The following is an 18,072-nucleotide window of genomic DNA, read 5'->3' on the forward strand; positions in this document are numbered from 1 at the left end:
CGAGAAAACGGCCCGTGGCTCGATCTGAGCGCACCGTCGACGGAATCAGGCGGCGATGAGTAGGGACCAGATCACCGAATTGCTCTACCGATACGCCGAACTCATCGACGCTGGGGACTTCGACGGTGTCGGCGCCCTGCTCGGGCGCGGGAACTTCATGGGTGTCGCCGGCCCGGCGGCCATCGCCGAGCTGTTCGCGGCCACGACGCGCCGGTTCCCCGAACATGGCAACCGCCCCCGCACCCGGCATCTGGTGCTCAACCCGATCGTGGACATCGATGCCGATTCGGCAAGGGCGCGTTCGACCTTCGTCGTCGTGCAACAGACCGACACCGTCGCACTGCAACCCATCGTCGTCGGCCGTTACGCCGACACCTTCGCCCGCGACGAGCACGGGTGGTACTTCACCGAGCGCACGGTCGACGTGGAGATGATCGGCGATATCTCCGATCATCTTTTGATCGATCCACGGTCATTCGGGTAGCCGGGAACCGACACGCGCCTCGTTGATCTGGTGCACGCGCACACTGACTTCCAACTGGAAACGGTCGGCCGGGTTCTTCAGGGACAACCCGGTGAGATCCTCGATCAGCTTGATCCGGTACAGCAGCGAATGCCGATTCAAGAATAGCGCCCGCGCCGCGGCACTGGTGTTGATGGCCTCGTTGAGCAGGATCTCCAGTGTGTGGACGAGCTGGCCGCGGCGGGTCTTGTCGTAATCGATCAGCGGCTGCAGGGTTTTCAGGATGGTGGCCATGCTGCGCGGGTGTTGGCGCAGCACCTCGGCGAACTGCAGCGGTCCGATCGGCGCGTCCGGCACCGAGGCCGTGGCCACGGTCACGGAGTGACCGTGCCCGGGCGGGAGTAACACCCAGCTGATCAGCCCGTCCGGCAGACCGCTTGCCTGCCAAGCCGACTCGACCAAGGCCGAACCGGTCGAGGCCGGCAGCGCTGCCGAGAAGTGACTCATCACCAGATCGTCGGTCACCGACGTCTTGGACGTGACACCGGCGGCGCGCGCCGATCGGGCCAGCGTGTCGGCGAACGTATGCGCGTGCTCGGGCCAACGCGGGTCGTCATCCTCGCGCCTGCCGATGACCATCTGGATGGGCCGGTCGTCGGGGGCGGGTGTCACCAGGGGCAGGAGCTGGCGCTGGATATCGGCGAAGGGCACCTCCCACGGCAGCATCACCAGCGGGAAGTCGTGCTTGTCGGCCAGCGGGACCAGTATGGCCAGCAGCTCACGGGTATCGACGTCGGGTGGCCCGCCGAGCGCCACCCCGGCGGCCGGTGAGGACATCAGGAAGGTGAGGAACTCGCGGACCCCGGGCTGGCGGATGTCGGTGCCGGTCGTCAGGACGAAGTCGCCGGGCCGGACGAAGTCCTCGGCGGGTGCGTGCATGATGTCGACCCAGAGCACCTCGCGGGTCAGTCCGCGGTGCCCGCCGAGCACCGAGCCCTGATCCAGCGGCGGGATCGTCAACGCCGCTGCCACGGTCAGTGGCGCACCCGCAGACATGTCGGCCGTTTCCTCTCGAACTCGGCGGGCCGCTGATACCGCCGTATTTCGACGGTATCAGCGACCCGCGACGCGCTGAGGGACTCCCGGCGATCAGGACTTGGGAATCGACAGGTCCTCGGGTGCCCGTCCGCTCAGCGCGGCGCCGATACCGAGGAACACCACCGGTGCGATACCGAAGATGATCGCCAGCGTCGTCGACCCGCCGACCACCAGGGTCAGGTTGGCCACGATCAGAGCCACCGCGGCGGCGAGTGCGATCGTCCCGACGACCGCCAGCACGATGATGTTGACCGGCCCGCCGCGCCGCTTGAAGAACAGGCCCACCGAGATCGTCGTCAGCAGCCAGAGGATGGACAGGCCCCAGATGCCCAGGCCGCCGAGCGGTCCGAAGATCTGCAGCACCGGGTCCAGGCCGAGCAGGACGAACACGCCCATGATCACCATGGACACCACGGTCACCAGGACCGAGGCATTGGCCGGCGATCCCAGCTTCGGGTGCACCTCACCGAGCTTGCGGGGCAGCACGTTGTCGCGGCCGAGCACGAAGGTGTACCGCGAGCAGATGTTGTGGAAGGCCAGCGCGCAGGCGAACACGCTGACGAACCAGAACAGTGTGGTCAGGTCCTTGCCGAGCATGCCGAGGTACTTCTCGGCGGTGTTGACCATGAAGTTGTCCGGGTCGTCCTTGGCCACCTGGATGGCGTCGTTGCCACCGTTGCCCTCGACCAATGCCCAGCTGGAGAACGCGTAGAAGCTGGCGACGATGCCGACGGCCCAGTAGGTGGCACGCGGCACCGTGCGGTCTGGGTCACGGGCCTCGTCGCGGAACACGGCTGTGGCCTCGACTCCGACGAAACCCCACAGTGCGTAGAGCAGCGCGATGCCGAAGGCGCCGGAGATGCCCGACGGGGTGAACGAGTCACCGGTGATGCCCTTCTCGCCGCCCTGGATGACGATGACGAAGTCCAGCACCACCAGGATCGCGACCTCGGAGACCAGGAAGATGCCGAGCACCTTGGCGGACAGTTCGATATCGCGGTAGCCGAGGAAGGCGATGATCAGCAGCACCAGGCCCGTCAACACCCACCACGGCACCGCCGGTGCACCGATGATCTCCAGCAGACCGGCCAGGATGACGCCGTCGTAGGCGGCCACCGCCAGCAGGGTCGCCATGTACGCGGGCAGCGCGAGTACCGCCGCTCCGGTACCGGCGGCCTTGCCGAGGCCCTTCTGGATGTAGGCGTAGAAGGCGCCGGTATCGGTGACGTACTTCGACATCGCCACGAAGCTCGCGGCGAACAGCAAAAAGATCACACCCGCGACGAGAAACGCCACCGGGATGCCGGTCGATTCACCGAGCACCATCGCGATCGGGACGTTGCCGCCCACCGTCGACAACGGGGCCGCCGCCGCCACCACCATGAGCACGATGGCGGGTACACCCAGGTTGCCGCGCAGCCGACCGCGACTGTCCGGCGGCGTTGCGCCGCCGGGTTTGTCGCCCGTATTGAGCACTTCGGACATGTAAGGAACCTCCTCTGCGCACGGAGCAGGCGTTCGTCGGCTCCGAGTCCGGGGAAAGTCTGCGACCCGCACGGGGTGTCTGCCAGAGGTCTGCATCACTTTCCAACATCTTGTTGTAATCCAGTCACAGCTGCCGCGCCGGTGGTGTGTTCTTCTCACACAGGTTGTTGGAAGCTCGCCGCGTCCCGTTGTCCGCCCCGCACCGCTGGCCGATGCTGTACCCACCCCGCGACGAGAGAGGTCATCGTGAACAGCCCCGAACCGGAGCCGGACCACCGGCTCGGACGCATCCGTCTGCTTGATGAGCAGCGCGTCAACCTCGACGGCTTTGCCGAACCCGATCCCGCGCTGGGCATGATCTCGCACCTGTCGCCCAACGATCCGGAACCGTCCTGGGTGGTCGGCGACGACGGCACCGTGCTCGAGATGGACTCCACCCCCGCCGCCGATTTCGACGCCATCGACGAGTTCGTCGTGCGCTACGCCATCGACCACGCCCAGGCGCCGGTGTCGATGGCCATGTCGGAGGTCGAACTCGCGCGCCTCATCGTCGATTCCAGCGTGCCGCGCGCCGAGGTGCTCACGGTGTGCTCGGGGCTGACGCCGGCCAAGATGGCCCGGGTGGTGGCCGGGCTGCACCCGGTCGAGATCCAGATGGCCATGATGAAGATGCGCGCCCGACGCACCCCGGCCAACCAGGCGCACGTCACCAATCGGCTCGATGATCCGCTGCTGATCGCCGCCGACGCGGCGACGGCGGTGGTGTACGGCTTCCGGGAGCTGGAGGCCACCGTCCCCGTCCTCGACGACGCGCCCGCGGTGGCCGTCGGGCTGCTGATCGGCTCGCAGGTGCCCGCCCCCGGCGCGTTGACCCAGTGCTCGGTCGAGGAGGCCCGCGAGCTGGAACTCGGTGTGCGCGGGCTCGTTTCGTACGCCGAGACGGTATCGGTGTACGGCACCGAGCAGGTGTTCACCGATGGTGACGACACGCCGTGGTCCAAGGCGTTCCTGACGTCGTCCTACGCCTCGCGCGGTATCAAGATGCGGCTGTCCAGCGGTGCCGGCTCCGAGGTGTTGATGGGGGCGGCCGAGGGCAAGTCGATGAACTATCTGGAGTCCCGCTGCGTGGCGCTGGCCAAGGGGATCGGTGCCCAAGGCGTACAGAACGGCGGCGTGGACGGTGCGGCTATCACCGCCTCGGTGCCCGGTGGGGTCAAGGAACTGCACGCCGAGAACCTGATGGTCATGTTGCGCGGGCTGGAATCCTGCAGCGGCAACGACTCGTTGATGAGCGAGTCGACCATGCGCCGGACCAGTCGCACGCTGCCGACCCTGTTGTCCGGATCGGATTTCATCTTCTCCGGGTTCGGCTCGATCGTGTCCTACGACAACATGTTCGGCCCGTCCAACTTCAACGCCGACGATCTCGACGACTACCTGGTGATGCAGCGCGACTGGGGCGTGGACGGCGGCCTGCGGTCGTGCGACCCGACCACGTTGGAGGCCATGCGCCGCCAGGCCGCCGAGGCCACCCGGGCGGTGTTCGAGTATCTGGGGCTCGCCGATTTCGACGATGATCACGTGGAAGCCGTTGTCGCCGCAGCAGGTTCGAAGAACCTCCCGCAGACCGACGGAGTGCAGGTGCTCAGCGCCGCCCGGATGATCGACCAGTCGGGTCTGACGGTGCTCGATATCGTCACCGCACTCGCCGAGACCGGATTCACCGAGCTGGCCGACCGAGTCCTCGGCATGGCCAAGGCCCGGGTCAACGGTGACTATCTGCAGACCGCCGCGATCTTCGACGAGCAGATGAATGTGCTTTCCGCACTGGAAGATCCGAACGATTACCGCGGCCCCGGCACGGGCTACCGGCCGAGCCCGGAACGCCAGGCGCAGATCGACGCGGTGCGCCAGGCCCGGTCGGTGACCGACCTGGTGCGTGAGCAGGCGACCTTCGCCGAGCCCGACCGCCTGCGCATCCTCGGACCGGCCGACTTCGGCACCGATCCGCGCGAGGTGGTCGTCGGTGTGTCACCGGCGTTCGGCACCAAGCTGTTCTGCACGCTGTCCGGGATGACGATCTATGAGGCCCTCCAGCAGATCCTGGCCGGGCTGGAGGAGGAGAAGTGCGTGCCGCGGGTGGTGCGCATCGCCGACAGCATCGACCTCGGGATGATCGGCAAGTCGGCGGCCGGCCTGTCCGGGTCGGGTATCGGAGTGGGGCTACAGGCCAAGGGCACCACGCTGATCCACCGTCGCGACCTGCCACCGCTGGCCAACCTCGAATTGCTCAGCGTGGCTCCGCTGATCTCACCGGAGATGTACCGGATCATCGGGATCAACGCGGGCAGGCACGCCAAGGGCGCGACCCCGTCACCGATGCGCAACGCCTACACCGACGAGGCCATCACCGCGCGCTACCACACCAAGGTGGTGTCGATGGTTGCCATCGAACGGGCCGAGAGCCTGGCCCTCGACGGCGGCGAACGCCGCCGCAATATCGACATGGAGTTCACCCGATGACCGCACTTTCGCACTCCGGGCGCAGCATCGACGATGTCACCGTCGAGGCCGCCTGCAACGGTGAACTCGTCCTCGACGACATCCGGATCAGCCGCGACACCCTGTTACGCCAGGCCGAGAACGCCGAACGCAGCGGATCCCTGCAACTCGGGCTCAACCTGCGTCGGGCCGCGGAGATGACCGCGCTCACCGCCGAGGACATGCTGGCCTCCTACGAGGCGCTGCGGCCCGGCCGGTCGTCGTTCGAGGAACTCGAGGAACTGGCGGCCCGATTGGCTGCCCAGGACGCCCCGACGTGCGCCGCGCTGGTGCGCGAGGCCGCCGTCGTCTACCGGCGGCGCGGCCTGTTGCGATGACGGTGTGGGCCGGTGTCGACATCGGCAACGCCACCACCGAGGTGGTGCTGTGTCGTGATCGCGATGTGGTGGCCAGTGGGCGGACGCCGACCCGCGGCGGGAAGGGTTCGGCGCGGGCGATTCAGGGTGCGGCGCAACTGGTCCGGCGACTGGCCGACAAGCACGGGCTGACCGTCGAACGGGCCGCCTTCGCCCCGACCCCGCCGGTGCATTCGACCGTGGAACGGGTTCGACTGCAGGCCCGGCGCACGGGTCGGCTGGCCATCGTGCTGCGCTCGGCGGCCACCACTGCCGGTGACGCCGCGGGCGTGGGTGTGCCGGTCCCGGTCGAACGGCTGGCCGCGGTGGATGCGGGTGTATCTGTCATTGCCTGTGCCGCAGCAGAATTCGGGTATGCCGAGGTTGCCGCACTGGTGAACGACGCGATTGCCGCGGGCTGCGATATCGCCGCGGTGCTGACGGCCAACGACGAGGCCGTGCTGATATCCAACCGACTGAACAGCCCGGTGCCGGTGGTCGACGACGTCGAAGTCCCGCGGGTGCTCGCATCGACCCTGGTCGCGGTCGAGGTGCGGGAGGGCATGTCCCCGCTGCAGCGCCTCACCGACCCGTTCTGGCTGGCCGATGTCTTCGCCCTCGGCGATGACGAGCGCGCCGACGCCCGCACCGTGGCCGACCAGCTGTTCGACAGCGTGTGCGCGGTCGTCACATTGGATGCCCAGGCCGATGCCGACGAGCCTGCGGCCGAGCCCGAGCTGCCCGACGGGCTGGTGCACATCGTGCAGCTGGCCGATATCGCCGCGGCGGCCAATGCCCGCCGCGGCGCGGTCGCCATCGACAGCCTGGTCATGGCGACGATGGGTGGCGACGACGTCTCGCCTGCCGATGCCGACGCGCTCGCCACCGCGCTGGGGGTGCCGGTCACCCGGATCGACTCAGAGGCCGCCGCCGCGCGGGCGGGTGCGCTGACCACGCCGGGGCTACCTGCCGATGTGGTGGTCGTCGACGTCGGCGGCGGCACCGTCGATGTGGTGGCCGCCGGTGACCGAGTGGTGCTGCCGGGGGCCGGGCAACTGCTGACCGCGGCGACCGCCGCCGCGCTGGACATCTCCACCAGCGCGGCCGAGTACGCTAAGCGCGCCGAGGCGGTGACCGCGGTGACGGTGCAGCTCGTCGAGGACGAGCACGGACGCCGCCGGTTCCTGGACACCCCGATCGACGGACGCTCCACGGGGTGGCTGTTGACGGCGGCGCCCAGCGGGTTGCTGCCCTTCACCTCGGCGATGTCGGCCGCGGAGTGGCGCGGGTGGCGGTTGGCAGCCAAGCGGCTGGTCATCGGCGGCAACGTCACGCGCGGTGTCCAGCAGGTCGGCGCGGGAGCGAGCGCGGTGCTGCTGGTCGGCGGCGGCGCCGGTGATGACGAGCTGGTCCGGGCGCTGGCCGAACGGCTGGGCCACGATGTTTCGGTGGGCCGCGGCAATGTCGCCGGCGAGCTGGGGCACCGGTTCGCGGTGGCGTACGGGCTCGTCGTCCTCGCGACGGCCGGGACGGGATAGCACCTGCACAACCCACCCTTGAGTGCTAGCACTCGCGTGTATAGAGTGCTAGGTGGCACGCGGCCACACCCGGCGCCGGCACCCGCGACGACGGTGCGAGGGCTCGGACGCATGCCGAACACCTAAAAATCATGGACCCGGAACATTCCCGGTCTCCGATACCTAGTGGAGGGCTCCAATCGTGGCAGTCAACATCAAGCCACTCGAGGACAAGATCCTCGTTCAGGCCAACGAGGCCGAGACCACGACCGCTTCCGGTCTGGTCATCCCGGACACCGCCAAGGAAAAGCCGCAGGAAGGCACCGTCGTCGCAGTTGGCCCCGGCCGCTGGGATGAGGACGGCGAGAAGCGGATCCCCCTGGACGTTTCCGAGGGTGACACCGTCATCTACAGCAAGTACGGCGGCACCGAGATCAAGTACGGCGGCGAGGAGTACCTGATCCTCTCCGCGCGTGACGTGCTGGCTGTCGTCAACAAGTAAGCAGCTGTGTACCGCCCCGGAAGTCCCCGTCGATGGGTGACGTCCGGGGCGGTCCGCTTTGCCCCCGGCACATCAAAGGACATTTATGAGCAAGCAGATTGAATTCAACGAAACTGCGCGCCGCGCCCTGGAGGCCGGCGTGGACAAGCTCGCCGATGCCGTCCGCGTCACCCTCGGCCCGCGCGGCCGGCATGTGGTGCTCGCCAAGGCGTTCGGCGGACCGGTCGTGACCAACGACGGCGTCACCATCGCCCGCGAGATCGACCTGGAGGACCCGTTCGAGAACCTGGGTGCCCAGCTGGTCAAGTCGGTGGCCACCAAGACCAACGACGTCGCCGGTGACGGCACCACCACCGCGACCGTGCTCGCCCAGGCCATCGTCAAGGCCGGCCTGCGCAACGTCGCCGCCGGTGCCAACCCCATCGCCCTCGGCGCCGGGATCAGCAAGGCCGCCGACGCGGTGTCCGAGGCCCTGTTGGCCGCGGCCAAGCCCGTCAGCGACAAGACCGCGATCGCACAGGTCGCCACCGTGTCCTCGCGTGACGAGCTGGTCGGTGACCTGGTTGGCGAGGCGATGACGACCGTCGGTGCCGATGGTGTGGTCACCGTCGAGGAGTCCTCGACCCTGGAGACGCTGCTCGAGGTCACCGAGGGTGTCGGGTTCGACAAGGGCTTCATCTCGGCCTACTTCATCAATGACTTCGACGCCCAGGAAGCGGTGCTCGAGGACGCGCTGGTGCTGCTGCACCGCGACAAGATCAGCTCGCTGCCCGACCTGCTGCCGCTGCTGGAGAAGGTGGCCGAGGCCGGCAAGCCGCTGCTGATCATCGCCGAGGACGTCGAGGGGGAGGCGCTGTCGACCCTGGTCGTCAACTCCATCCGCAAGACGCTGAAGGCCGTCGCCGTGAAGGCGCCGTTCTTCGGTGACCGCCGTAAGGCGTTCCTGGAGGATCTGGCCGTCGTCACCGCCGCCCAGGTGGTCAACCCCGATGTGGGTCTGACGCTGCGCGAGGCGGGCCTGGACGTGCTGGGTTCGGCCCGCCGCGTCGTGGTGACCAAGGAGAGCACCGTGATCGTCGACGGTGCAGGTACCCAGGACGCCATCGAGGGTCGCAAGGCGCAGCTGCGCAGCGAGATCGAGGCCACCGATTCGGACTGGGATCGCGAGAAGCTCGAAGAGCGCCTCGCCAAGCTGTCCGGCGGCGTCGCGGTCATCAAGGTCGGTGCGGCCACCGAGACCGACCTGAAGAAGCGCAAGGAAGCCGTCGAGGACGCCGTGTCGGCGGCCAAGGCAGCGGTGGAAGAGGGCATCGTCACCGGTGGTGGCAGCGCGCTGGTACAGGCCCGCAAGTCGCTGGACAGCCTGCGCGGTTCGTTGACCGGTGACGAGTTGCTCGGCCTCGAGGTGTTCTCCTCGGCGCTGTCGGCGCCACTGTTCTGGATCGCCACCAACGCCGGGCTCGACGGCTCGGTCGTGGTGAACAAGGTCAGCGAACTGCCTGTCGGGCAGGGCTTCAACGCCGCGACGCTGACCTACGGCGACCTGCTTGCCGAGGGCATCGTCGACCCGGCCAAGGTGACCCGCTCCGCGGTGCTCAACGCGGCGTCGGTCGGCCGGATGGTGCTGACCACCGAGACCGCGGTCGTCGACAAGCCGGCCGAGGAAGAGGATCACGCCGGCCACGGACATCACGGCCACGCGCACTAGGTAGTCAAACCAGAACACCCCCGGTCCTGTTGGGCCGGGGGTGTTCTGCTGTGTAGCGGACGCACACGTCGATTCTGCGTCCACGGCGCGTTTGTTCGAGTGGTCGGCGCCCAGACCGCAGAGTCAACGCGCGAAAGGCGGATCGACTACGGCGACGTCGGTTGGATCGATACCAGCTGATAGGGCGCGTCGCCCTCACCGGAGGTGAAGGACACCACGAGGGTGTCGGGCGGGAACCCGGTGGCCAGGTCGTTGAGCGTGCGGGGCAGGAACACCTTGGCCTTGGCATTGCCGTACCAGTTGGGGTCCGACGGCGAGACGTCGAGCGGACGCACCTGATCGATGGTGCTGTCCCACGTGCGCACGGCCTCGGGTGCCTCGACGAATCCGGTGGATTTCAGGTAGACCTCGCCCTGACCGGTGAGGGTTATCGCGGGACCGCCCCCGACAGGTGCGCCGGTGATCGTGCCGTCGACGGCGTCGGCGGTCACCGACGCCAGGCGGACGGTGCAGACGTGGTCGGACGCGGGAACGCAGAACTCCGGCAGTGGGAGCGCGTGTGCCGGGGCGGCGCCGGCCAGGGCCAGGGCGGCGAGGACGGGCAGGCTGCGAAGCATCACGAATCGTCTATCGGGGCGTCCGTCGACGGAGTTACACGGGCACCCGTCGGATCAGGTCGTCGAGCGCCACCAGATCCAGATAGGCCACCACCCGGGCGATCTCTCCGCCACGCATCGTCATCGACCAGGCGTACTCGTTGACATAGGGCTTTCCGTCCAGCGCGGTGGCGGTACCGCGCCACAACGCCACCACTCGATCGCCGTCGGTCACCAGATCGTGCACGGACGCCTGGATGGGACCGGTGAGTCGGTCCAGAACGGGTCGGGCGCCGCGGTCGAGGAACTCCTGCCGCGAGGTGTAGACCGACGGGTTCTGCGCCCTGGCAACGGTCCAGTGCACATCCTCGGCCAACAGCGCGTAGAAGCTCTCCGGCCCGCCGACACCGCGCGCGAACGCGTCGCGGATCCGCTGTTCGGCATCCGGTGGTTCGGCATGTGCCGAACCCGTGCTCGCCAACATGGAGAACAGGAGTGCCACCAGCACAGTCGTTTTGGCGAGAAGTTCCATGATGTCAACGTATGCACACTGAACGACGGGCGACAGGGTGCATTGCACCCACCGAGAGCTGACCGGATTTGGGAGCGGTTGACCTCAAGTATTGTTGAGGTTGCACACTGCAGGCATGTCAATGCCCATCGCCCAGATTCGATTCGCCCGCCCCACCGACCGACTCGCCGAGGTCGAGCAGTTCTATGCCGAGCACCTCGGTCTGCCCGTGCTCTACCGGTTCGAGAATCACGCCGGCTACGACGGCGTCATGCTGGGTCTACCAGGCACCGATCAGCATCTGGAGTTCACCGCACATGTCGACGGAAGCCCTTGTCCGGCACCGACAACGGACAACCTGCTGGTGCTGTACTTTCACTCCGAAGCGGAGATGTACGACATCGTGGAACGGTTGGGGGCCAACGGTCATGAACCCGTGGAGCCGGAGAACCCGTATTGGACCGGTGTGGGAGCACTGACCTTCGCCGACCCCGACGGGTGGCGGGTGGTCCTGGTGCCGCGGCCGGTCTTCTGAGCCGGTTCAGGCCGACCGGCGCATCCCGCGCTTGAGCAGAAGCTCCCGCTCGGATTCGGACAGACCGCCCCAGATGCCATAGGGCTCGCCGACGGCCAACGCGTGGGAGCGGCACTGTGTGATCACCGGGCAGGTCCGGCACAGTTCCTTGGCCCGCATCTCACGTTGCGCGCGGGCTCGGCCGCGTTCGCCATCGGGGTGGAAGAACATCGAGGAATCGACGCCTCGGCAGTGGCCCTTCATCTGCCAATCCCAGATGTCGGCGTTGGGTCCGGGCAGTTGCTGCGGCTGTGGCATGTCAAAACCTCTCTCTTCGAACCCATTTCGCGAGACCACGCGAGTGCGTGATCCGCGGAACTGAACCGAGTCCGTGTCGCCGATGACTGCTCGTGAACACAAGGTAGAAGCGCGGGAGAAAAATCGTCAATAGGCGACCTCACCGCGCAAACGCATAACTGCAGGGTGCGAATTTACGTCACGTTCATCATGTTCACTTGCGAGAAATCCGAAGAGTGCTTCGCGTCCGGGTGTCCGGCGCCCAACGCGTCGGTTTTCCCTGCTCGCGTCAATATGGCCGGTTTGCCGCCTCGCGCCCGGTTGATCTGTTCGTAACGTGGCGACCATCAAGTGTTAACCAAGGTCGAATTGGTCACGTTTTTGCCCGCATTGATAGCGTCCGAAGGCGATGGCGACCCCCACGATCACCCCTTCCGCCCTGCTGGCGGACGCAGCCTTCGGTGCCCAACCGCAGCTCTGGCCGCTTCCGCAGGCGCACGATCCGCAGCAGCGATGGCTGCGCGCGATCGCTGCCGGCGGCCAGGGGTACTACGGGACTGCCTTCGCCGAACTCGACGAGATCATCCGGCAGCGCTGCGACGAGCCGACCACCGCGTTGGCCTACAGCACGAGGGCGTCCTTCCTGCGACAGCTCGGCGGGCATCGCACGGCGCGCCGGTGGGACGGTCACGCGCTGGTGTCGGCCGGAACCGACCCGCAGGCGCGCGCCGACGCGCTCGTCGGGCTGGCGGCCGATGCGCTCGGAATCGGCAGGTTGGCCGCCGCTGCCCGGCTGTTGCAGCGCGCGACCGGCGACTCCGGCGTACCCCGGCAATCCGTGCGCAGGCACTGGGTATCCGCCGAGTTGGCGATGGCGGGCGCCGACGGGCCGGCGGCGATCGGCCATGCCGAACAAGCGGTGCAGGACGCCGACACGCTCGGGTCGGTGCGACACCGCGCCAAATCGCAGGTGGTGCTGGCCGCCGCCCTGTGTTGCACCGGTGACCTGAACGAGGCGCGTCGTGTCGCGGACGCCGCCTTCACACTCACTGCCGAGTTCGGGCTGGTCCCGCTGCATTGGGCGGTCGGTTGCCTGCTCGCCGACATCGGCAGCGCGGGCGGATCGGCAGCCGCCATCACGGCCGCACGGGACCTGGCCGCCGAGACCATCCGAAACCGCGGCGGCGTGTGGTCGCGCCACTGAACCGTTCCGCCCGGTTGCGATCGTTAATGTTTGTGTGGCGCACCCGCCCGGTTGCGTCCCATCCGTAACGCTGGAGAGATCACCCACGATGACCATTTCGGGAGAACGTCTCGATGAAGTCGTCGCTGATGCTGTGGCGGGGGACAGGGACGCTCTCAGGGTGGTCTTGGAGACCATCCGCCCGATCATCGTCCGGTACTGCCGGGCCCGGATCGGGTCCGCTGAACGAAGTGGTCTGTCCGCAGACGACATTGCGCAGGAGGTGTGCTTGGCCGCCATCACGGCGTTGCCGCGTTACAGAGATCAGGGACGTCCGTTCCTGGCCTTTGTGTACGGCATTGCTGCGCACAAGCTCGCCGATGCGCACCGGGCGTCGGCGCGCAATCGCGCCGAGCCGACCGACAACGTGCCGGAGCGTTTCTCCGGTGAGGCCGGGCCCGAACAGCTCGCCCTCGACGCCGACGCGTCGGCTCGGATGGAGAAGCTGCTGGCCATCCTGCCCGAGAAGCAGCGCGAGATCCTGATCCTGCGTGTGGTGGTCGGGATGAGCGCGGAGGAGACCGCAGAGGCGGTCGGCTCCACACCCGGTGCGGTGCGGGTTGCCCAGCATCGCGCATTGGCCAAACTCAAGACACAGATTGCGGGAGGAGGGGAAGAATATGCCTGATTTCGGTCGCTGGACCGCCAACGGCGGTGACCCCTCACTCAACGACATCAACCGCGCCGACCGGTTCCTGGATGCGCTCGCGGGCGAGCAACCCGTGTATTCCACCGACCGCGGCGACGCCGAACTGGCCGCCCTGCTGTCCGGTTGGCGCGACGAGGTCCGGCACGTCCCGATGGACCATGTCGTCTCGCCCTCGCAGGCCACCGCCGCACTGTTCGACGCCACCAACCGGCCGAGAGGCCGAAACCGCTTCGGGCTGGCCGTCGTCGGCTCCGCGGCCGCGGCCGTGCTCTGTCTCGGCGGGTTCGGCACCGCGGTGTTCGCCGCGGGCCCCGGCGACGTGCTGTACGGCGTCCGCACCATGATCTTCGGCGAAGAGCGCGCCACCCGCGACGATGCCGTGGTGCTGGCCGCCCAGACCGAGCTGGCGCAAGTGCAGCAGCTCGTCGAAAAGGGGCAGTGGGACCAGGCCCAGGAGAAGCTCGCCGCGCTGTCGTCGACGGTGCAGAGTGTGGGCCCGGTCGAACAGAAGCAGGATCTGATCCAGCAGTGGAATGCGTTGACCTACAAGGTCGTCGCGCAGAACCCAGCCGCAACGCTGCCACCTCCCGGTGAGCCGATGCCGGTCCTGCCGCCGTCCCCGCTGACCCTGCTGCCGGTGCCGGTGATCGAGGAAACCCCCACCGCCACCACCACACCGGGTCCCGAGGTGCTGGCCACGACGACGACCACCGAGACCACCGGGCCGACCACCACCGGGCCGACCACCACCGGGACGACCACGGGGACGACGACCGAGACCAGCCCGTCCGGCACCAGCTCCACCGAGACGAGCCCGGCCACGACGAGTCCGTCCGAGGGAAGCACGTCCGAGCCCGCGACCAGTCCGTCGGATGCCGCCACCACGTCGCAGGCACCGTCGAGTGCGCCGACCACCACCGCGCCGAGCACGTCCTCGACGACGTCCGCACCCGCTGCGACGACGACCACCGCACCATCGACGACCACCACGACAACGGTGGCACCGACCACCAGCACCACCGTGGCACCGCCGGCGACGAGCGCCGCACCGGAGCCACAGCAGGAGGCGCCCGCTCAGTCACCGGAACCGGCGGTCACCACCGAACTCGAGCAGTCAACCTCGGCGGTCGTGACGACCACCACAACGGCGCCGGTCGGCGCGGGCGAATAACCGCAGGTCAGCGGAAGCCGTCGGGCTCCGTCGTCGCCTCGTTCAGAGAGGCATCGGCGTAGCCGCGGCAGTAATCCCAGGTGACGTAGGCGTCGGGCTCGGGATCATAGGCAGGCTCGTGCGGGCGGACCGTGCCGTCGACCAGCAACTGCAGCAGGTTGGCCCGCAGCATGTCCCAGTCGTGATAGTGATCCTGCTGGCAATCGTCGCAGCAGACGACCAGACCGCGAATGCCCTTGTGCGCCAACAGCGCTTCATACACCGCCAGATCGGCCAGATCGGCTTCTACGGCGCTGCGCTCCTGCGGGTCGAGTGGGAGACCGGGTTCGATCGCATCAAGAGCCGCCGACGGATCGGACGGGTCATCGGCGAACGGGTCAGGTGGCAGGCCCGGCGGGAGGTCATCACGCACGGATCTAGCCTACGCAGCCGCGCTGGCTTCGCGCCACCGGTTGCGCGGCGTGCCGCGCCCGGGCCGAGCCTGGAGGTCATTGCCGATAGGATGGCCTCTTAGATTCACGACTGTTGCTAGTGGAGGCTCCACCCATGTCGATCGCTGAAAGCAGCGTCCCGCTCGCCTTACCGGTCCCTACCGGCGGTGACGATCCGACCAAGATCGCGATGCTGGGCCTCACCTTCGATGACGTGCTGCTGTTACCGGCCGCGTCCGATGTCGTGCCCGCCAACGTCGACACGTCCAGTCAGCTCACCAAGCGCATCCGGTTGCGGGTGCCGCTGGTCAGCTCGGCAATGGACACCGTCACCGAGGCGCGGATGGCCATCGCGATGGCGCGCGCCGGGGGTATGGGTGTGTTGCATCGCAATCTGTCGATCGCCGAGCAGGCCGGACAGGTCGAGACCGTCAAACGGTCCGAGGCCGGCATGGTCACCGACCCGGTGACCTGCTCGCCGGACAACACCCTCGCCGAGGTCGACGCCATGTGCGCGCGCTTCCGCATCTCCGGTCTGCCCGTGGTCGATTCGGCGGGCGCCCTTGTCGGGATCATCACCAACCGCGACATGCGCTTCGAGGTGGACCAGTCCAAGCCCGTCTCGGAGGTGATGACCAAGGCGCCGCTGATCACCGCCCACGCCGGGGTCTCGGCCGAGGCCGCCCTGGGGCTGCTGCGCAGGCACAAGATCGAGAAGCTGCCGATCGTCGACGGCAACGGCAAGCTGACCGGGCTGATCACGGTCAAGGATTTCGTCAAGACCGAGCAATTCCCGCTCTCGACCAAGGACAGCGACGGGCGGTTGCTCGTCGGTGCCGCCGTCGGTATCGGTGACGATGCCTGGACACGCGCCATGACGCTGGCCGACGCCGGTGTCGATGTGCTGATCGTCGACACCGCGCACGCGCACAACCGGCTGGTGCTCGACATGGTGAGCCGGCTCAAGGCCGCCGTCGGTGAGCGGGTCGACGTGGTCGGCGGCAACGTCGCGACACGCGCCGCCGCCGCCGCGTTGTGCGATGCGGGTGCCGACGCGGTCAAGGTCGGGGTCGGCCCCGGCTCGATCTGCACGACGCGCGTCGTCGCCGGCGTCGGGGCACCCCAGATCACCGCCATCCTGGAAGCCGTCGCCGCCTGCTCGCGCAAGGGCGTGCCGGTCATCGCCGACGGTGGCCTGCAGTACTCCGGCGATATCGCCAAGGCGTTGGCCGCCGGCGCCTCCACCGCCATGCTCGGATCCCTGCTCGCCGGCACGGCGGAATCCCCTGGCGATCTGATCTTCGTCAACGGTAAGCAGTTCAAGAGCTACCGCGGGATGGGCTCGCTGGGTGCCATGCAGGGACGCGGAAGCGGAGGAGCTTCACGGGGCTCATTCTCGAAGGACCGCTACTTCCAGGACGATGTGCTCTCCGAGGACAAGCTGGTGCCCGAGGGCATCGAGGGCCGCGTGCCGTTCCGCGGACCGCTGTCCACGGTGATCCATCAGCTGACCGGCGGGTTGCGCGCCGCGATGGGCTACACGGGTTCGGACACCATCGAGCATCTCCAGCAGGCGCAGTTCGTGCAGATCACCGCGGCCGGGCTCAAGGAGAGCCACCCGCATGACATCACGATGACTGTCGAAGCCCCGAACTACTACGCCAGATAAGGCGCCCGATCAGGCCCGAAAGGGGCTTTCCACATGCGTGACATGGTCGAAATCGGCATGGGCAGAACCGCCCGCCGCACCTACGAACTCGACGACATCAACATCGTCCCGTCCCGGCGCACCAGGTCCTCCAAGGACGTTTCGACGGGCTGGCAACTCGACGCCTATCGGTTCGAGATCCCGGTTGTCGCACACCCCACTGACGCGCTGGTGTCGGTCGAGTTCGCCATCGAGATGGGCAAGCTCGGCGGTCTCGGTGTGCTCAACGGTGAGGGCCTGATCGGTCGGCACGCCGATGTCGAGGCCAAGATCGCCCAGGTCATCGATGTTGCGGCCGGGGCGTCCGATGAATCCGCCGCGATCCGCCTGCTGCAGGAACTGCACGCCGCACCGTTGGACCCCGAACTGTTGGGGGCGGCGGTCGCGCGCATCCGGGAGTCCGGGGTGACCACCGCGGTGCGGGTCAGTCCACAGAACGCCGCCGCGCTGACGCCCTCGCTGGTGGCCGCCGGTCTGGACCTGCTCGTCATCCAGGGCACCATCATCTCGGCCGAGCGTGTCGCCAAGGATCACGACGACGCCGGCGAACCGCTCAACCTCAAGACCTTCATCTCCGAGCTCGACGTGCCGGTGGTGGCCGGTGGCGTGCTCGATCACCGCACCGCACTGCACCTGATGCGCACCGGAGCTGCCGGTGTCATCGTCGGGTACGGGTCGACCTCGGGGGTCACCACCTCCGACGAGGTCCTGGGTATCAGCGTGCCGATGGCGACCGCGATCGCGGATGCCGCGGCAGCCCGGCGCGAGTATCTCGACGAGACCGGCGGCCGCTACGTGCACGTGCTTGCCGACGGCGATATCCACACCTCCGGCGACCTGGCCAAGGCGATCGCCTGCGGCGCCGACGCGGTGGTGCTGGGTACGCCGTTGGCGGTGGCCGAGGAGGCCCAGGGCGGTGGCTGGTTCTGGCCTTCTGCGGCGGCCCATCCGTCCTTGCCGCGCGGCGCGCTCCTGCAGGTCGGGCTGGGAGAACGTCCGTCACTGTCGAAGGTGCTCAACGGCCCGTCGGATGATCCGTTCGGCTCGCTGAATCTGGTCGGCGGGCTCCGCCGTTCGATGGCCAAGGCCGGCTACTGCGATCTCAAGGAATTTCAGAAGGTCGGCCTGACGGTCGACGCGTAGTCGATCGGGGCGCCGGCCTCGCCGGATGTTAAAGCTCACATCGGCCGGGCCTCGGGGTGTGCGTGCCGAAGGTTTGTGGGTAGATGGCCGGGCAGTGTGGGCGTCTCGTACTGGTGAATTGTGGTTTGCGCGCCCACAC

Annotated in this window: 18 protein-coding genes; 12 read left to right on the top strand and 6 right to left on the bottom strand. The window is 67.9% G+C overall.

Annotation, left to right across the window (positions count from 1 at the left end; genetic code table 11):
- Positions 1–55: 55 nt before the first annotated feature.
- Entirely contained in the window at positions 56–484 is a 429-nt protein-coding gene (locus tag IC40_RS0110070) for a nuclear transport factor 2 family protein (protein ID WP_030134585.1), read from the top strand.
- Here the strand turns inward: IC40_RS0110070 and IC40_RS0110075 are convergent.
- Positions 473–1,519 (bottom strand): PucR family transcriptional regulator, encoded by a 1,047-nt coding sequence (locus IC40_RS0110075; RefSeq protein ID WP_030134586.1) that lies wholly within the window; start codon positions 1,517–1,519, stop codon positions 473–475. The two genes, IC40_RS0110070 and IC40_RS0110075, sit on opposite strands and share 12 nt — an antisense overlap.
- Positions 1,520–1,612: 93 nt before the next feature.
- Positions 1,613–3,046 (bottom strand): APC family permease, encoded by a 1,434-nt coding sequence (locus tag IC40_RS0110080; protein ID WP_030134587.1) that lies wholly within the window; start codon positions 3,044–3,046, stop codon positions 1,613–1,615.
- A gap of 246 nt (positions 3,047–3,292) precedes the next feature.
- Here IC40_RS0110080 and IC40_RS0110085 point away from each other — a divergent pair, with 246 nt between their 5' ends.
- The 5 genes from IC40_RS0110085 (at position 3,293) to groL (ending at position 9,670) form a co-directional block, all read left to right on the top strand.
- Entirely contained in the window at positions 3,293–5,569 is a 2,277-nt protein-coding gene (locus tag IC40_RS0110085) for a propanediol/glycerol family dehydratase large subunit (protein WP_030134588.1), read from the top strand.
- A complete protein-coding gene (locus IC40_RS0110090) occupies positions 5,566–5,925 on the top strand; it encodes a diol dehydratase small subunit (RefSeq protein WP_030134589.1) in 360 nt (119 codons plus the stop codon). The genes IC40_RS0110085 and IC40_RS0110090 overlap by 4 nt, the downstream gene beginning before the upstream one ends.
- Positions 5,922–7,481, top strand: a complete 1,560-nt coding sequence (locus IC40_RS0110095) for a diol dehydratase reactivase ATPase-like domain-containing protein (RefSeq protein WP_030134590.1) — start codon at positions 5,922–5,924, stop codon at positions 7,479–7,481. Before IC40_RS0110090 ends, IC40_RS0110095 begins: the two co-directional genes overlap by 4 nt.
- Positions 7,482–7,659: 178 nt before the next feature.
- A complete protein-coding gene (gene groES / locus IC40_RS0110100; protein WP_023985374.1) occupies positions 7,660–7,962 on the top strand; it encodes a co-chaperone GroES in 303 nt (100 codons plus the stop codon).
- An 85-nt stretch (positions 7,963–8,047) separates the two neighbouring features.
- Entirely contained in the window at positions 8,048–9,670 is a 1,623-nt protein-coding gene (gene groL / locus IC40_RS0110105) for a chaperonin GroEL (protein WP_030134591.1), read from the top strand.
- 146 nt (positions 9,671–9,816) lie between these two features.
- On the opposite strand, the gene IC40_RS0110110 is transcribed toward groL, so the two are convergent.
- Positions 9,817–10,287 carry a hypothetical protein gene (locus IC40_RS0110110; protein WP_030134592.1) on the bottom strand — a complete coding sequence of 157 codons (471 nt, stop codon included), beginning with the start codon at positions 10,285–10,287 and terminating at the stop codon, positions 9,817–9,819.
- Between the two features lie 34 nt (positions 10,288–10,321).
- Positions 10,322–10,798: a nuclear transport factor 2 family protein gene (locus tag IC40_RS0110115; RefSeq protein WP_030134593.1), complete on the bottom strand. Its 477-nt coding sequence runs from the start codon at positions 10,796–10,798 to the stop codon at positions 10,322–10,324.
- Between the two features lie 115 nt (positions 10,799–10,913).
- Between IC40_RS0110115 and IC40_RS0110120 the strand changes: the two genes are divergently transcribed.
- On the top strand, positions 10,914–11,312 hold the full coding sequence (locus IC40_RS0110120) for a VOC family protein (protein ID WP_030134594.1): 399 nt from the start codon (positions 10,914–10,916) through the stop codon (positions 11,310–11,312).
- A gap of 6 nt (positions 11,313–11,318) precedes the next feature.
- On the opposite strand, the gene IC40_RS0110125 is transcribed toward IC40_RS0110120, so the two are convergent.
- On the bottom strand, positions 11,319–11,609 hold the full coding sequence (locus tag IC40_RS0110125) for a WhiB family transcriptional regulator (protein WP_030134595.1): 291 nt from the start codon (positions 11,607–11,609) through the stop codon (positions 11,319–11,321).
- A gap of 388 nt (positions 11,610–11,997) precedes the next feature.
- Between IC40_RS0110125 and IC40_RS0110130 the strand changes: the two genes are divergently transcribed.
- The 3 genes from IC40_RS0110130 (at position 11,998) to IC40_RS0110140 (ending at position 14,651) form a co-directional block, all read left to right on the top strand.
- Complete coding sequence (locus tag IC40_RS0110130; RefSeq protein WP_030134596.1) at positions 11,998–12,792, top strand: hypothetical protein; 795 nt, start codon at positions 11,998–12,000, stop codon at positions 12,790–12,792.
- Between the two features lie 88 nt (positions 12,793–12,880).
- Positions 12,881–13,459, top strand: coding sequence for a sigma-70 family RNA polymerase sigma factor (locus tag IC40_RS0110135; protein ID WP_030134597.1), 579 nt, complete (start codon positions 12,881–12,883; stop codon positions 13,457–13,459).
- A complete protein-coding gene (locus tag IC40_RS0110140) occupies positions 13,452–14,651 on the top strand; it encodes an anti-sigma-D factor RsdA (protein WP_030134598.1) in 1,200 nt (399 codons plus the stop codon). The genes IC40_RS0110135 and IC40_RS0110140 overlap by 8 nt, the downstream gene beginning before the upstream one ends.
- A 7-nt stretch (positions 14,652–14,658) precedes the next feature.
- Here IC40_RS0110140 and IC40_RS0110145 read toward each other — a convergent pair whose 3' ends face one another.
- The gene (locus tag IC40_RS0110145) at positions 14,659–15,063 is read right to left on the bottom strand and encodes a DUF5319 domain-containing protein (protein WP_030134599.1); all 405 of its coding nucleotides are present in this window, start codon (positions 15,061–15,063) and stop codon (positions 14,659–14,661) included.
- Between the two features lie 134 nt (positions 15,064–15,197).
- Here IC40_RS0110145 and guaB point away from each other — a divergent pair, with 134 nt between their 5' ends.
- A complete protein-coding gene (gene guaB, locus IC40_RS0110150) occupies positions 15,198–16,751 on the top strand; it encodes an IMP dehydrogenase (RefSeq protein ID WP_030134600.1) in 1,554 nt (517 codons plus the stop codon).
- Positions 16,752–16,784: 33 nt separating this feature from the next.
- The gene (locus tag IC40_RS0110155) at positions 16,785–17,933 is read left to right on the top strand and encodes a GuaB3 family IMP dehydrogenase-related protein (RefSeq protein WP_030134601.1); all 1,149 of its coding nucleotides are present in this window, start codon (positions 16,785–16,787) and stop codon (positions 17,931–17,933) included.
- The last annotated feature ends 139 nt before the right edge of the window (positions 17,934–18,072 follow it).

Origin of the sequence: Mycolicibacterium neoaurum ATCC 25795, assembly GCF_000691525.1 — a bacterium.
Taxonomy (GTDB): domain Bacteria; phylum Actinomycetota; class Actinomycetes; order Mycobacteriales; family Mycobacteriaceae; genus Mycobacterium; species Mycobacterium neoaurum.